The organism is Pseudomonas sp. F01002 (genome assembly GCF_004402115.1).
In the GTDB taxonomy this organism is placed as follows: Bacteria; Pseudomonadota; Gammaproteobacteria; order Pseudomonadales; family Pseudomonadaceae; genus Aquipseudomonas; species Aquipseudomonas frigoris.
Genome location: NZ_SOPU01000018.1, coordinates 647,390 through 662,022, shown reverse-complemented (window position 1 = coordinate 662,022; position 14,633 = coordinate 647,390). Strand labels below are relative to the sequence as shown.

Below are 14,633 nucleotides of genomic sequence, written 5' to 3'. Positions count from 1 at the left end.
TGTGCGCGAGGCGGCTATTCTAACCGCCGTTCGCCAGCGCCGCGTAGCGATCACAATCCTGAGTGTGGTCCATGACCATGCCCGAGGCCTGCATCAGCGCGTAACAAATAGTCGGGCCGACGAACGTGAAACCGGCCTTTTTCAGGCCTTTGCTCATCTCCACGGCGGTCGGTGTCACGGCCGGCACTTCGCTGCGATCCTTGAAATGGTTGATCACAGGCTTGCCGTCGACGAAGGACCAGAGAAACGCCACCGGATCCTCCAGAGCCAGCCAGGCCTGGGCATTGCGCCGGGCCGCATTGAGTTTGAGGCGATTGCGAATGATGCCCGGATCGAGCATCAATTCATCGATTTCGGCGTCGCTCATCTGCGCCACGCGCTGTACGTCGAAGCCGAACATTACCTGACGATAGTGCTCACGTTTGCGCAGCACGGTGATCCAGGAAAGGCCGGCCTGGAACCCTTCGAGCAAAAGCAACTCGAACAATCCCTGCGCATCGCGTAGCGGCGTACCCCACTCCTGATCGTGATAAGCCATGTACAGCGGATCTTCGGAACACCAAAAGCAGCGTGGCATAAGGCTCCAGGGGGCGTGCGCAGGACCGAATCGGGTATACTCCCGCTCTTTAAATCGCAGCCCAAGAAACAGGTGAATTTCGTGAGCCAGCCTACGCCAGCCGTGCGTACCTTCCAAGACTTGATCCTCGCCCTCCAGCAATACTGGGCCGAGCAAGGTTGTGTGGTACTTCAGCCCTACGATATGGAAGTAGGCGCCGGGACTTTCCACACTGCCACGTTCCTGCGCGCCATTGGCCCGGAAACCTGGAACGCCGCTTATGTGCAGCCCAGTCGTCGCCCGACTGACGGCCGCTACGGCGAAAACCCGAACCGTCTGCAGCACTACTACCAGTTCCAGGTCGTGCTGAAGCCGAACCCGGACAACTTCCAGGAACTGTACCTGGGCTCCCTCAAGCATGTCGGCCTGGACCCACTGGTCCACGACATTCGCTTCGTTGAAGACAACTGGGAATCGCCGACCCTCGGCGCCTGGGGCCTGGGCTGGGAAGTCTGGCTCAATGGCATGGAAGTGACACAGTTCACTTACTTCCAGCAAGCGGGCGGCATCGAGTGCTACCCGGTGACCGGCGAGATCACTTACGGTCTCGAGCGTCTGGCCATGTACCTGCAAGGCGTGGATTCGGTCTACGACCTGGTCTGGGCTGACGGTCCGTTCGGCAAGGTGACCTACGGCGACGTGTTCCACCAGAACGAAGTGGAGCAGTCGACCTACAACTTCGAACACGCCAACGTCGAGAAGCTGTTCGAGCTGTTCGACTTCTACGAAAGCGAAGCCAAGCGCCTGATCGAACTCGACCAGCCGCTGCCGTTGCCGAGCTACGAAATGGTGTTGAAGGCCTCCCACACCTTCAACCTGCTGGATGCGCGCCGGGCAATCTCGGTGACCGCGCGTCAGCAATACATTCTGCGTGTCCGCACCCTGGCGCGTTCCGTTGCGCAAGCCTACCTGCTGGCTCGCGCCAAGCTGGGCTTCCCGATGGCGACCCCGGATCTGCGTGACGAAGTGTTGGCTAAGCTGGAGGCTGCACAATGAGTGCTCAAGATTTTCTGGTTGAACTGGGCACCGAAGAACTGCCACCCAAAGCCCTGAACACCCTGGCCGACGCGTTCCTGGCCGGTATCGACAAGGGCCTGCAAGCCGCTGGCCTGAACTACGAGACCAAAACCGTCTACGCCGCGCCACGTCGTCTGGCTGTGCTGATCACCTCGCTGGCTACCCATCAGCCGGATCGCAGCATCAACCTCGACGGCCCGCCACGTCAGGCCGCGTTCGATGCCGAAGGCAACCCGACTCAAGCAGCCTTGGGCTTCGCCAAGAAGTGCGGCGTCGACCTGAGCGAAATCGATCAGAGCGGCCCGAAACTGCGCTACAGCCAAAGCATTGCCGGCAAGCCAACCGCGAGCCTGCTGCCGACCATCGTCGAAGATTCCCTGAACGACCTGCCTATTCCCAAGCGCATGCGCTGGGGTGCTCGCAAGGAAGAATTCGTTCGTCCGACTCAGTGGCTGGTGATGCTGCTCGGTGACCAGGTCATCGATTGCACGATCCTTGCCCAGAAGTCCGGCCGCGATTCCCGTGGTCACCGCTTCCATCACCCGGAAAGCGTGCGCATCACCTCGCCGGCCAACTACCTGACCGACCTGCGTGCCGCTTATGTATTGGCCGATGCCAACGAGCGTCGCGAGCTGATCAGCAAGCGCGTCGAAGAGCTGGCGACGATGCAGGAAGGGACGGCGATCGTTCCGCCAGCGTTGCTCGACGAAGTGACCGCGCTGGTTGAATGGCCGGTGCCGCTGGTGTGCTCGTTCGAAGAGCGTTTCCTCGACGTGCCGCAAGAAGCCCTGATCACCACCATGCAGGACAACCAGAAGTACTTCTGCCTGCTGGATGCCGACGGCAAGTTGCTGCCACGTTTCATTACCGTGGCCAACATCGAAAGCAAAGACCCGCAGCAGATCATCGCCGGTAACGAGAAAGTGGTTCGCCCACGCCTGACCGACGCCGAGTTCTTCTTCAAGCAAGACAAGAAGCAAAAACTCGAAGATTTCAATCTGCGTCTGCAGAACGTGGTGTTCCAGGAAAAACTTGGCAGCGTCTACGACAAGGCCGAGCGCGTTTCCAAACTCGCTGCGTTTATTGCTCAACGCATTGGCGGTAACGCCGCATGGGCTTCCCGGGCCGGCCTGCTGTCCAAGTGCGACCTGGCGACCGAGATGGTCGGTGAGTTCCCGGAGATGCAAGGTGTCGCCGGTTACTACTACGCCCTCAACGACGGCGAGCCGGAAGAAGTTGCACTGGCACTGAACGAGCAATACATGCCGCGCGGTGCCGGTGCGGAACTGCCGACCACCCTGACCGGTGCGGCCGTGGCCATCGCGGACAAGCTCGACACGCTGGTGGGCATTTTCGGCATCGGCATGCTGCCAACCGGCAGCAAAGACCCGTATGCCCTGCGTCGTGCTGCACTGGGCGTGTTGCGCATCCTGATCGACAAGAAGCTCGACCTCGACCTGAACGACGCCGTGGCTTTCGCCGTGAATGCGTTCGGTACCAAGGTCAAGGTTGCCGGCCTCAACGACTCGGTGCTGGAGTTCATCTTCGACCGTCTGCGTGCCCGTTACGAAGACGAAGGCGTGGATGTCGGGACGTACCTGTCGGTGCGTGCCCTGAAGCCGGGTTCGGCGCTGGACTTCGATCAACGCGTACAAGCGGTAGAAGCCTTCCGCAAATTGCCGGAAGCCGCTGCCCTGGCCGCGGTGAACAAGCGCGTTTCGAACTTGCTGAGCAAGGTCGAAGGCTCTGTTCCTTCGGTCGTGGAAGCCAAGTACTTCGACAACGCCAACGAGTTCTCCTTGTACTCGGCGATCCAGCAGGCTGACCAGGCTGTCCAGCCGATGGCTGCGGCGCGTCAGTACAGCGAATCGCTGGCACGTCTGGCTGCCTTGCGCGAGCCAGTGGATGCGTTCTTCGAAGCCGTAATGGTCAACGCTGAAGATGCCAAGGTCCGAGCCAACCGTTATGCGTTGCTGTCGCGCCTGCGTGGGCTGTTCCTCGGCGTCGCCGACATTTCGCTGCTGGGTTGAGGGGCTGCTGTTGAAACTGCTGATTCTCGATCGGGACGGGGTGATCAATTACGACTCCGACGCTTACATCAAGTCGGTGGAGGAGTGGATTCCGCTCCCGGGTTCGATCGAAGCCATCGCGCAGTTGAGCAAGGCTGGCTGGACGGTAGCGGTGGCTACCAACCAGTCGGGCATCGCTCGCGGCTATTACGACATCGCCACCCTGGACGCCATGCACGAGCGCTTGCGCGAGCGGGTGGCGGAGCAGGGCGGTGAAGTCGGGCTGATCGTCTATTGCCCGCACGGGCCGGACGATGGCTGCGATTGCCGCAAACCAAAACCCGGGATGTTGAAAACCATTGCCGCGCATTACAACGTATCGCTGACCAATCTTTGGTTCGTCGGCGATACCCTTGGTGACCTGGAGGCCGCCAAAGCCGTCGATTCTCAGCCAGTTTTGGTAAAGACCGGGAAAGGCGAAAAGACTTTGGGCAAGACCCTACCGGTAGGCACCTTGATTTTTGACGATCTGGCGGCGATTGCCGCAGAACTTATCCACAACTAAGGCTCTTCTGACATCCTGGCCAAGGACTGATCGGGAGTGCGCTTGAATAGGCGGGCAGTGCCCGCAACGGTAAATGTCGCCATGTCGATACTGCAGGCCATCAGAACCTTCCTCTTTTACCTGCTGCTGGGCACCAGCTCCTTGCTCTGGTGCAGCCTGAGCTTTTTTATCGCGCCTTTTCTGCCGTTCAAGGCGCGCTATCGCTTCATCAATGTGTACTGGTGCCGCTGCGCCTTGTGGCTGAGCAAGGTTTTCCTGGGCATCAGCTACGAAGTGAAGGGCGCCGAGAACGTGCCTGACCAGCCCTGCGTGATTCAGTCGAACCACCAGAGCACGTGGGAGACATTCTTTCTATCCGCCTACTTTGAGCCATTGAGCCAAGTGCTCAAGCGCTCATTACTGTTTGTGCCGTTCTTCGGCTGGGCCATGGCCATGCTGCGACCAATCGCCATCGACCGCGACAATCCGAAAGCCGCGCTCAAGCATGTGGCGAAGAAGGGCGATGAACTGCTGAAGGATGGCGTCTGGGTGCTGATCTTCCCAGAGGGAACGCGCGTTCCTTACGGCACCATCGGAAAATTCTCTCGCGGTGGTACCGCTTTAGCCGTCAACGCCGCACTTCCAGTGCTGCCGATTGCGCACAATGCTGGCAAGTTCTGGCCGAAAACCGGTTGGGCGAAGAAGCAGGGCGTCATCACCGTGATCATCGGTGAGCCGATGTACGCCGTGGGCAGTGGGCCGCGCGCCATTGCCGATCTGAATGACCGGGTGCAGAGCTGGAATGAGCAGATGCAACGGGAAATGGGCTCGCTGCCAGCAGCCCCTGCGGCCCCCTCCGCCAACGATCAGGTTGCTGTCTGAGATTCTGTGGATAACCTGTGTACCGTTTTGTCGAAAAGTAGCGTTTTTTGTTTTTAAGCTTATGATTTATATACATATTTCCTAAACACATAAAACGCCGGAAATGGTGCATAAGTTTTTTTCGGGCGCAAAAAAACCGGCTGATATAGCCGGTTTTTTTATGCCTGCGATTTGCTGGATTTCAGGCTTCGAACAAACGGCACGTGGGGCCTGCTTTCACGGAATCGCAGAAATAAAAAAGCCAACGCTGAGCGTTGGCCTTTTTCGTTTGGCAGGTTTGCTGGATCAGAAGTCCAGGTTGGAAACCGCCAGGGCGTTGCTTTCGATGAAGTCACGACGAGGCTCGACCGCATCACCCATTAGGGTGTTGAAGATCTGGTCCGCGCCAATGGCGTCTTCGATGGTCACTTTGAGCATCCGGCGCTGTGCTGGGTCCATGGTGGTTTCCCACAGCTGATCCGGGTTCATCTCACCCAGACCTTTGTATCGCTGGATGGTGTGACGCTTGGTGCTTTCGGCCATCAGCCATTCAAGGGCTTCCTTGAACTCGGTGACCGGCTTCTTGCGCTCGCCACGCTGGATATACGCGCCGTCGTCCAGCAAGGTGCTCAATTGAGCGCCCAGCGATACAACGGTCTTGTAGTCGTTACTGCCGAAGAAGTCGCGGTTGAAGGTGACGTAGTTCGACAAGCCGTGGGAGATCAGTTCGACCTCTGGCAGCCAGACGTTACGTTCACGGTCTTCACGCAGGCTGGCTTTGTAGACCAGGCCGGACTTCTCGACGGTGCGCAGGCGAACTTCGTACTGGGCCATCCAATCCTGCATCGCAGCGTGATCGGACAATTGCTCCAGGCTAACGGCAGGCAGGTAGATGAAGTGCTCGGTCAGCTCCTGTGGGTACAGGCGCGACAGACGCTTGAGGGTCTTCATCACCAGACGGAAGTCATTCACCAGACGCTCGAGGGCTGGTCCGGAAATACCCGGGGCTTCCTCGTTCAGGTGCAGGCTCGCATCTTCCAGGGCCGACTGCGTCATGTACTCTTCCATGGCGTCGTCGTCTTTGATGTATTGCTCTTGCTTGCCTTTCTTGACCTTGTACAGCGGTGGCTGGGCGATGTAGATGTAGCCGCGCTCGATCAGCTCCGGCAACTGACGGAAGAAGAAGGTCAGCAGCAGGGTACGGATGTGCGAACCGTCGACGTCAGCATCGGTCATGATGATGATGTTGTGGTAACGCAGCTTCGCGATGTTGTACTCATCGCGGCCAATGCCACAGCCCAGCGCGGTGATCAAGGTGCCCACTTCTTGCGAAGAGATCATCTTGTCGAAGCGCGCCTTCTCGACGTTCAGGATCTTGCCCTTGAGAGGCAGGATGGCTTGGGTCCGGCGGTTACGTCCCTGCTTGGCGGAGCCGCCAGCAGAGTCACCTTCCACGAGGTACAGTTCGGAAAGAGCAGGGTCTTTTTCCTGGCAGTCAGCCAGTTTGCCCGGCAGGCCGGCGATATCCAGCGCGCCTTTACGGCGGGTCATCTCACGGGCTTTACGCGCCGCTTCACGAGCGCGAGCCGCATCGATCATCTTGCCGACGACCAGTTTGGCTTCGTTCGGGTTTTCCAGCAGGAAGTCGGAGAAGTACTTGCCCATTTCCTGTTCGACTGCGGTCTTCACTTCGGAAGAAACCAGCTTGTCTTTGGTCTGAGAGCTGAACTTCGGATCCGGCACTTTAACCGAAATGATCGCGGTCAGGCCTTCACGGGCATCGTCACCGGTGGTCGCGACTTTGTGCTTCTTCGCCAGACCTTCGGCTTCGATGTAGGTGTTCAGGTTACGCGTCAGAGCGGAACGGAAACCCACCAGGTGAGTACCGCCATCGCGCTGTGGAATGTTGTTGGTGAAGCACAACAGGTTCTCGTTGAAGCTATCGTTCCACTGCAAGGCGATTTCCACGCCGATGCCGTCTTCGCGCTGGATGTTGAAGTGGAACACCTGGTTGACCGGGGTCTTGTTGGTGTTCAGGTATTCAACGAACGCACGCAGGCCACCCTCGTACTTGAACAGCTCTTCCTTGCCGCTGCGCTCATCCTTGAGGACGATGCCGACACCGGAGTTGAGGAAGGACAGTTCACGAATCCGCTTGGCCAGGATGTCCCAGCTGAAGTGGATGTTCTTGAACGTCAGGTCGGACGGCTTGAAGTGAATCTGGGTGCCGGTGCTTTCACTCTCACCGACGATTTTCATCGGTTCTTTTGGAACACCGTGAATGTAGGTCTGTTCCCAGATTTTGCCGCTGCGGCGAACGGTCAAGACCAGCTCTTCGGACAGGGCGTTCACCACCGACACACCTACACCGTGCAGGCCGCCGGATACTTTGTAGGAGTTGTCGTCGAATTTACCACCAGCGTGCAGCACGGTCATGATGACCTCGGCTGCCGAGACGCCTTCTTCTTTGTGCACGTCTACCGGGATACCACGACCGTTGTCGCGAACGGTGATGGATTCGTCCGGGTGGATGATAATGCTAATGTCGTCGCAGTGGCCAGCGAGCGCTTCATCGATGGAGTTGTCGACTACCTCGAAGACCATGTGGTGCAGACCGCTACCATCGTCGGTGTCACCAATGTACATACCGGGACGTTTGCGTACGGCATCCAGGCCTTTCAGCACTTTAATGCTCGTTGAGTCGTAGGTATTCGTATTTTCTTCGCTCAATGCCTTCACTCCCGATGGTCGTGGGTCTGGGTGATACGGCCCTGTTCCACGTGGAACAGAGCGACTGGCGTATCCGTCTGCCAGCCTTCCCTCAATAATTCGTGATCTACACAGGTGATAAACACCTGGCAGCGTAAGTCTTCCAGCAAGCGGCAAAGCGCGCGGCGGTGGTGCTCGTCCAGTTCGGACGGCAGGTCATCCACCAGATAAATACACTGGCCTCGTCGGGCCTGGCTGACCAAGTGCCCTTGGGCAATCCGCAATGCACAGATCACCAGCTTCTGCTGACCGCGAGACAAGATGTCCGCGGCGTTATGTGCGCCCAATCTAAGACGCAAATCAGCACGCTGTGGTCCGGCTTGGGTATGACCCATTTGCTGGTCCCGCTGAAGGGACCCGGCGAGCACTGCACTCAACTCGCGGTCTTTGTCCCAACCTCGGTAATAGCTGAGCGTTAAGCCCTCGAGCTCAACCAGTTCGCTCAAGGTCTGTTCAAAGACTGGTTTCAAGGCTTTGATATAAGCGCGGCGGTATTCATCAATTTCAGCGCTGGCCTGGCACAGTTCCCTGTCCCAAACCGCTTGCGAAACGGCGTCAAGTGTACCATGCCGCAGCCAAGAGTTTCTCTGGCGCAGGGCCTTCTGCAAGCGCTGCCAGGTGGACATGAATCGTGGTTCCACGTGGAACACGCCCCAGTCGAGAAACTGCCGACGAATCTTCGGTGCGCCTTCCAGCAATCGAAAACTGTCAGGGTTGATCAACTGCAGCGGCAGGATTTCCGCCAGTTGCGCCGCGCTGCGAGCATTCTGCCCGTCGATGCGAATCTGGAACTCCCCTTGACGGTCTCGGGAGATCCCCAAGGCGCTGTGCCCACCCTCGGCCATCTCCACCTGACCAAACACCGTACAGGCGAGCTGCTCGTACTGGATGACCGGTAACAGGCGGGTGCTACGAAACGAACGGGCAAGCCCCAGCAGATGAATGGCTTCCAGAACACTGGTTTTGCCGCTGCCGTTGGCGCCGTAAAGAATGTTGATTCGGGGGGAGGGGGAGAAGGTCACCGGGTGCAGATTGCGCACCGCGGTGACAGAGACACGACTTAAGGACATCTAGCTTCTGCTGAGCATGATTACAGACGCATCGGCATGACAACGTAGGCCGAGTCGTCGTTGTCGGACTCTTGCACCAGCGCACTGCTGTTGGAGTCGGACAGGATCAGACGAACCTGCTCAGTGGTCATGACGCCCAACACGTCGAGCAGGTAGCTCACGTTGAAGCCGATTTCCAGATTTCCGCCGTTGTACTCGACGCCCACTTCTTCTTCCGCTTCTTCCTGTTCCGGGTTGTTCGCCTGGATCTTCAGTTGACCATTGGCCAGTTGCAGACGGATGCCGCGGTACTTCTCGTTGGACAGAATCGCGGTACGGCTGAACGCTTCACGCAGGGCCTGACGATCGCCGAGTACCAGCTTGTCGCCGCCCTTAGGCAGAACACGCTCGTAGTCCGGGAATTTGCCGTCGACCAGTTTCGACGTGAAGGTGAACTCGCCAGTGGTCGCACGAATGTGGTGCTGACCCAGTACGATACTGACGATGCCGTCCGGCTCAGTCAGCAGGCGCGCCAGCTCAAGGATACCTTTACGTGGCACGATGACCTGATGGCGATCCGGCTGACCGATATCAGCCTGCATCGAGCACATGGCCAGACGGTGACCGTCGGTGGCCACGGCGCGGATGATGCCAGCCGAGACTTCCAGCAGCATGCCGTTGAGGTAGTAACGCACGTCCTGCTGGGCCATCGCGAAGCTGGTGCGCTCGATCAGACGACGCAGTTTGCTTTGCTCAAGGCTGCACGTCAGCGAGCCGGGGCCTTCTTCCACAGTCGGGAAGTCATTGGCCGGCAGGGTCGACAGGGTGAAGCGGCTACGGCCGGCCTTCACCACGAGCTTCTGCTCGTCGACCTTGATGTCGATCAGCGCATCGTTCGGCAAGCTTTTGCAGATATCCATCAGCTTGCGCGCAGGCACAGTGATGGAACCTGGATCGGCAGGCTCTTCGAGTTGTACACGACCGACCAACTCGACTTCCAGGTCGGTACCGGTCAGCGACAATTGCTGGCCTTCGACAACCAGCAGCACGTTGGAGAGCACCGGCAAGGTCTGTCGGCGCTCGACGACGCCTGCGACCAGTTGCAGGGGTTTCAACAGGGCTTCGCGTTGAATGGTGAAATGCATGGTCTAGTCCCTTGCCTTAATAAGCTGCGCTGGTGTTCATCAAGTGGTCAGTGTACGCAGCAGGTTCTTGTAGTCCTCGCGGATGTCCGCGTCGGATTCCTTAAGTTCGTTGATCTTGCGGCAGGCGTGCAAAACAGTCGTGTGGTCCCGGCCGCCAAACACGTCGCCGATTTCCGGCAAGCTGTGGTTGGTCAGTTCTTTGGACAACGCCATGGCGACCTGACGCGGACGAGCTACCGAACGCGAACGACGTTTGGACAACAAGTCGGAGATCTTGATCTTGTAGTACTCGGCGACCGTGCGCTGAATGTTATCCACAGAGACCAGTTTGTCTTGCAGTGCCAACAGATCTTTCAGGGATTCGCGAATCAACTCGATGGTGATATCGCGGCCCATGAAGTGCGAGTGGGCGATCACGCGTTTGAGCGCGCCTTCCAGCTCACGGACGTTGGAACGAATACGCTGGGCAATGAAGAACGCGGCGTCATGGGGCAGATCGACTTTGGCCTGATCGGCCTTTTTCATTAGGATCGCCACACGGGTTTCCAGTTCCGGCGGCTCGACGGCTACCGTCAGGCCCCAGCCGAAGCGGGATTTTAGGCGCTCTTCAAGGCCTTCAATTTCTTTCGGGTAGCGGTCACTGGTGAGAATGACCTGCTGGCCACCTTCAAGCAGGGCGTTGAAGGTGTGGAAAAACTCTTCCTGGGAACGTTCTTTGCGAGCGAAGAACTGAATGTCATCGATCAGCAATGCATCCACCGAACGGTAGAAGCGCTTGAACTCGTTGATGGCGTTCAGCTGCAGGGCCTTGACCATGTCGGCCACGAACCGCTCGGAATGCAGGTACACAACCTTGGCATTCGGATTCTTCTTTAACAGGTGGTTACCCACAGCGTGCATCAAGTGGGTTTTACCCAAACCGACGCCACCATAAAGGAAGAGCGGGTTGTAACCGTGCTTGGGATTGTCCGCCACTTGCCAGGCCGCAGCCCGAGCCAATTGGTTGGACTTGCCCTCGACGAAGTTTTCGAAGGTGAAGGTGCGGTTCAGGTAGCTGGTGTGCTTGAGCGCGCCTTCGACCTGCACCGTACGCTGTTCGGCGCGAATCGGAGCTTGTTGCGAACTGGCCCCGGCCATCGGGTCGAAGCTGTCGCGCGATGGCTCTTCATTAACCTCGGCAACTTTTTGCGTCGCACGCTTGGTCGGAGCGGCTAACTGGGCTGGCGCCGGGGCGCTGACAGGTGCTTGAGCGGCCTGAGCCTGTGAAGCAGCGGCGGCCAACGGAGCATTCGGGGCGGCACGCGGTGCCGAACTGCGTTTGCTGCCTATTAATAAGGACAGCGCCGGCGCCATGCCATTGCCATGCTCATCCAGCAGTTCAAGGACGCGGCCCAGGTACTTTTCGTTGACCCAGTCGAGAACAAAACGATTCGGTGCGTAGACACGCAACTCGTCGCCTTCGGCTTCGACCTGTAGTGGACGGATCCAAGTGTTGAATTGTTGGGCAGGCAGCTCATCGCGCAAAAGCTCCACGCACTGCTGCCAAAGTTCCACTGACACGGATATCCCCTAAGTTGAAAGCCGGTGAGGCAAAAACAAGCCGCCATTGTAGCCGACCAAGCCCCGACTTATCCACACGAAGGTTGTGCAACTCCCATGAAGAATCAGTGATTTATACGAAAAAAAGACGACCAGCGGTCTGTGCATAAGCTCTGTGGATAACCGGGCCTAAGGTCGTTGTACAAGTGGGGGCGAAACCCGGTGGATAACCACGCTGTGGATAAGTACCTCTTTCACACACAGCTTATCCGACAGCGCAGCACAGGGTTACCACCGTTTTCCACCGTAGTTGTCATTCTCTGTACATCACGACTTTAAAGGGCTGATGGCAGTTATCCACAGATGATCGTGTCCCTAGCTTTTATAAGCTTTACAGAAAAGCTTTAAATACTTTCCTTCTTAATTTCTATATCTAGCCAAGGAGCTCGGCAGGAAAAACGTCTGGAGATCTATTTATAAGGAATCGCTGGTTGGAAATTGACCTAGAGGCTTGCTTTCTCTAGAATCCCCGGTCTCTTAAAACGGGGGCCATTCCGGCCCGTTGTGGACGAACCAGGTAACACGACAATGAAACGTACTTTCCAACCAAGCACTATCAAACGCGCTCGTACCCACGGTTTCCGTGCTCGCATGGCTACCAAAAACGGTCGTGCCGTCCTGTCGCGTCGTCGCGCCAAAGGTCGTGCGCGTCTGGCAGTTTGATAATCCGGCACTGGAGGTGAGTCAGGACTTCAGTCGGGAAAAGCGTCTGCTTACTCCCCGGCATTTCAAGGCAGTCTTTGACTCCCCTACCGGCAAGGTTCCGGGGAAAAATCTCCTGCTCCTTGCGCGCAACAACGATCTTGATCACCCCCGTCTCGGGCTGGTTATCGGGAAAAAGAGCGTAAAGCTTTCCGTCGAGCGCAATCGCCTCAAACGTCTGATGCGCGAATCGTTCCGTCTGAACCAGGACTCACTGGCCGGCTGGGACATAGTTATCGTCGCGCGCAAAGGTTTGGGTGACGTAGAAAACCCCGAATTGATTCAGCATTTCGGCAAACTCTGGAAGCGTCTGGCACGCAGCACGCCGGTACCAGCAGTCAAAACCGAAACTGTAGGGGTAGACAGTCCCGATGCGTAAACTGGCACTCGTTCCGATCCAGTTTTATCGCTATGCCATTAGTCCTCTGATGGCCAGTCACTGTCGTTTCTACCCCAGTTGTTCCTGCTACGCGTATGAAGCCATAGAAAATCATGGCCTTCTGCGCGGTGGCTGGCTGGCCTTTCGTCGTTTAGGTCGCTGTCATCCGTGGAATCCCGGTGGTTATGACCCGGTTCCATCTATCCCTACCTCCCGTTCTTCTTCGATGGCCGAGTAATCATGGATATCAAACGCACGATCCTGATCGTCGCCCTGGCAATCGTGTCCTACGTTATGGTTCTTAAATGGAACCAGGACTATGGCCAGGCTGCCCTGCCGACTCAGAATGTTGCTTCCAGTACTACCGCACCGGGCCTACCGGATACGGCGACTGGCAATAATGCTTCTGTCAGTGACGACATTCCACGCGCCGCAAGCGATACCAGTGCAACTGCACCTGCTGAAACTCCAGTAGCTGCAAGCAAAGACCTCATCCAGATCAAAACGGATGTGCTCAACCTGGCAATCGATCCACAAGGTGGTGATGTTGCGCAGTTGACGCTGCCGCTGTATCCACGTCGCCAGGACCATCCGGAAATTCCATTCCAGTTGTTCGATAACGGCAACGAGCGGACTTATCTGGCCCAGAGCGGTCTGATCGGCACCAACGGTCCGGACGCAAGTCCTGCCGGCCGTCCGGTTTACTCCTCGGAGAAGAAGATTTACCAACTGGCTGACGGTCAGGACCAATTGGTCGCAGACCTGAAGTTCAGCAAGGACGGCGTCAACTACATCAAGCGTTTCACCCTGAAACGTGGCCTGTACGACGTAACCGTTTCCTACCTGATCGATAACCAGAGTGCCCAGCCCTGGTCCGGTGCAATGTTCGCGCAATTGAAGCGTGACGCCAGCTCCGATCCTTCTTCCAGCACCGCCACCGGCACCGCGACTTACCTGGGCGCCGCCCTGTGGACAAGTAACGAGCCGTACAAGAAAGTGTCCATGAAGGACATGGACAAGGCTCAGCTCAAAGAAACCGTTAACGGTGGTTGGGTTGCATGGTTGCAGCACTACTTCGTGACCGCGTGGATTCCGGCGAAAGGCGAGAACAACCTCGTCCAGACCCGTAAAGACAGCAAAGGCAACTACATCATCGGCTACACCGCACCGGCAATGACTGTCGCACCAGGTGCAAAAGCCGAGACCAGCGCTGTTCTGTACGCAGGTCCGAAAAGTCAGGCCGTGCTGAAAGAGTTGTCCCCAGGTCTGGAACTGACCGTCGACTACGGCATCCTGTGGTTCATTGCCCAGCCAATTTTCTGGCTGCTGCAACACATCCACGCGCTGGTCGGTAACTGGGGCTGGTCGATCATCTTCCTGACCATGCTGATCAAAGGGATCTTCTTTCCTCTGTCGGCTGCCAGCTACAAATCCATGGCGCGCATGCGTGCAGTGGCACCGAAACTGGCGGCGCTGAAAGAGCAACATGGCGACGACCGGCAGAAGATGTCGCAATCCATGATGGAGCTGTACAAGAAAGAGAAGATCAATCCGCTGGGTGGTTGCTTGCCAATCCTCGTGCAGATGCCGGTTTTCCTTTCGTTGTACTGGGTTCTGCTGGAAAGCGTTGAAATGCGCCAAGCGCCGTTCATGCTGTGGATTACTGACCTGTCGATCAAGGATCCGTTCTTCATTCTGCCGATCATCATGGGTGCAACCATGTTCATCCAGCAGCAGCTGAACCCGACTCCTCCGGATCCGATGCAGGCCAAGGTGATGAAGCTGATGCCCATCATCTTCACCTTCTTCTTCCTGTGGTTCCCGGCTGGTCTGGTGCTGTACTGGGTAGTGAACAACTGCCTGTCGATCGCCCAACAGTGGTACATCACTCGTAAGATCGAAGCGGCTACCAAAGCAGCTGCCTGATTTACACTGTGGATAAC

The 14,633-nt window shown here is 57.4% G+C and carries 13 protein-coding genes; 8 read left to right on the top strand and 5 right to left on the bottom strand.

The window, feature by feature from the left end; genetic code table 11:
* Positions 1-19: 19 nt before the first annotated feature.
* A complete protein-coding gene (locus tag E3W21_RS16925) occupies positions 20-577 on the bottom strand; it encodes a DNA-3-methyladenine glycosylase I (protein ID WP_134421092.1) in 558 nt (185 codons plus the stop codon).
* Between the two features lie 81 nt (positions 578-658).
* Here E3W21_RS16925 and glyQ point away from each other — a divergent pair, with 81 nt between their 5' ends.
* The 4 genes from glyQ (at position 659) to E3W21_RS16905 (ending at position 5,068) form a co-directional block, all read left to right on the top strand.
* Positions 659-1,612, top strand: a complete 954-nt coding sequence (glyQ, locus tag E3W21_RS16920) for a glycine--tRNA ligase subunit alpha (protein WP_003213601.1) — start codon at positions 659-661, stop codon at positions 1,610-1,612.
* On the top strand, positions 1,609-3,663 hold the full coding sequence (gene glyS, locus E3W21_RS16915; RefSeq protein WP_134421090.1) for a glycine--tRNA ligase subunit beta: 2,055 nt from the start codon (positions 1,609-1,611) through the stop codon (positions 3,661-3,663). Before glyQ ends, glyS begins: the two co-directional genes overlap by 4 nt.
* Positions 3,664-3,667: 4 nt before the next feature.
* Positions 3,668-4,207, top strand: coding sequence for a D-glycero-beta-D-manno-heptose 1,7-bisphosphate 7-phosphatase (gene gmhB / locus E3W21_RS16910; RefSeq protein ID WP_165353315.1), 540 nt, complete (start codon positions 3,668-3,670; stop codon positions 4,205-4,207).
* 81 nt (positions 4,208-4,288) lie between these two features.
* Entirely contained in the window at positions 4,289-5,068 is a 780-nt protein-coding gene (locus E3W21_RS16905; RefSeq protein WP_134421088.1) for a 1-acyl-sn-glycerol-3-phosphate acyltransferase, read from the top strand.
* Positions 5,069-5,353: 285 nt separating this feature from the next.
* Here E3W21_RS16905 and gyrB read toward each other — a convergent pair whose 3' ends face one another.
* Genes gyrB through dnaA form a run of 4 tightly spaced genes read right to left on the bottom strand, consistent with a single transcriptional unit; the run spans position 5,354 to position 11,570 of the window.
* Positions 5,354-7,777: a DNA topoisomerase (ATP-hydrolyzing) subunit B gene (gene gyrB / locus E3W21_RS16900; protein WP_129439746.1), complete on the bottom strand. Its 2,424-nt coding sequence runs from the start codon at positions 7,775-7,777 to the stop codon at positions 5,354-5,356.
* Positions 7,778-7,782: 5 nt separating this feature from the next.
* A complete protein-coding gene (gene recF, locus E3W21_RS16895) occupies positions 7,783-8,886 on the bottom strand; it encodes a DNA replication/repair protein RecF (protein ID WP_134421086.1) in 1,104 nt (367 codons plus the stop codon).
* A 20-nt stretch (positions 8,887-8,906) separates the two neighbouring features.
* Entirely contained in the window at positions 8,907-10,010 is a 1,104-nt protein-coding gene (gene dnaN / locus E3W21_RS16890; RefSeq protein WP_017341709.1) for a DNA polymerase III subunit beta, read from the bottom strand.
* A gap of 39 nt (positions 10,011-10,049) precedes the next feature.
* Positions 10,050-11,570 (bottom strand): chromosomal replication initiator protein DnaA, encoded by a 1,521-nt coding sequence (gene dnaA, locus E3W21_RS16885; RefSeq protein WP_129439750.1) that lies wholly within the window; start codon positions 11,568-11,570, stop codon positions 10,050-10,052.
* Between the two features lie 567 nt (positions 11,571-12,137).
* Between dnaA and rpmH the strand changes: the two genes are divergently transcribed.
* The 4 genes from rpmH to yidC are packed head-to-tail and all read left to right on the top strand — an operon-like array spanning position 12,138 to position 14,616.
* Positions 12,138-12,272 carry a 50S ribosomal protein L34 gene (rpmH, locus tag E3W21_RS16880; protein WP_003213577.1) on the top strand — a complete coding sequence of 45 codons (135 nt, stop codon included), beginning with the start codon at positions 12,138-12,140 and terminating at the stop codon, positions 12,270-12,272.
* A gap of 16 nt (positions 12,273-12,288) precedes the next feature.
* On the top strand, positions 12,289-12,690 hold the full coding sequence (rnpA, locus tag E3W21_RS16875; RefSeq protein ID WP_031319201.1) for a ribonuclease P protein component: 402 nt from the start codon (positions 12,289-12,291) through the stop codon (positions 12,688-12,690).
* A complete protein-coding gene (gene yidD, locus E3W21_RS16870) occupies positions 12,683-12,928 on the top strand; it encodes a membrane protein insertion efficiency factor YidD (RefSeq protein ID WP_074872215.1) in 246 nt (81 codons plus the stop codon). The genes rnpA and yidD overlap by 8 nt, the downstream gene beginning before the upstream one ends.
* Before the next feature lie 2 nt (positions 12,929-12,930).
* On the top strand, positions 12,931-14,616 hold the full coding sequence (gene yidC / locus E3W21_RS16865; RefSeq protein ID WP_129439752.1) for a membrane protein insertase YidC: 1,686 nt from the start codon (positions 12,931-12,933) through the stop codon (positions 14,614-14,616).
* Positions 14,617-14,633 lie beyond the last annotated feature (17 nt).

Bases quoted from the DNA above. Each gene is read 5' to 3' on its own strand.
- yidD (WP_074872215.1), top strand. From the start codon at position 12,683: ATGCGTAAACTGGCACTCGTTCCGATCCAGTTTTATCGCTATGCCATT.
- yidC (WP_129439752.1), top strand. From the start codon at position 12,931: ATGGATATCAAACGCACGATCCTGATCGTCGCCCTGGCAATCGTGTCC.
- recF (WP_134421086.1), bottom strand. From the start codon at position 8,886: ATGTCCTTAAGTCGTGTCTCTGTCACCGCGGTGCGCAATCTGCACCCG.
- dnaN (WP_017341709.1), bottom strand. From the start codon at position 10,010: ATGCATTTCACCATTCAACGCGAAGCCCTGTTGAAACCCCTGCAACTG.
- E3W21_RS16925 (WP_134421092.1), bottom strand. From the start codon at position 577: ATGCCACGCTGCTTTTGGTGTTCCGAAGATCCGCTGTACATGGCTTAT.
- glyS (WP_134421090.1), top strand. From the start codon at position 1,609: ATGAGTGCTCAAGATTTTCTGGTTGAACTGGGCACCGAAGAACTGCCA.
- rpmH (WP_003213577.1), top strand. From the start codon at position 12,138: ATGAAACGTACTTTCCAACCAAGCACTATCAAACGCGCTCGTACCCAC.
- E3W21_RS16905 (WP_134421088.1), top strand. From the start codon at position 4,289: ATGTCGATACTGCAGGCCATCAGAACCTTCCTCTTTTACCTGCTGCTG.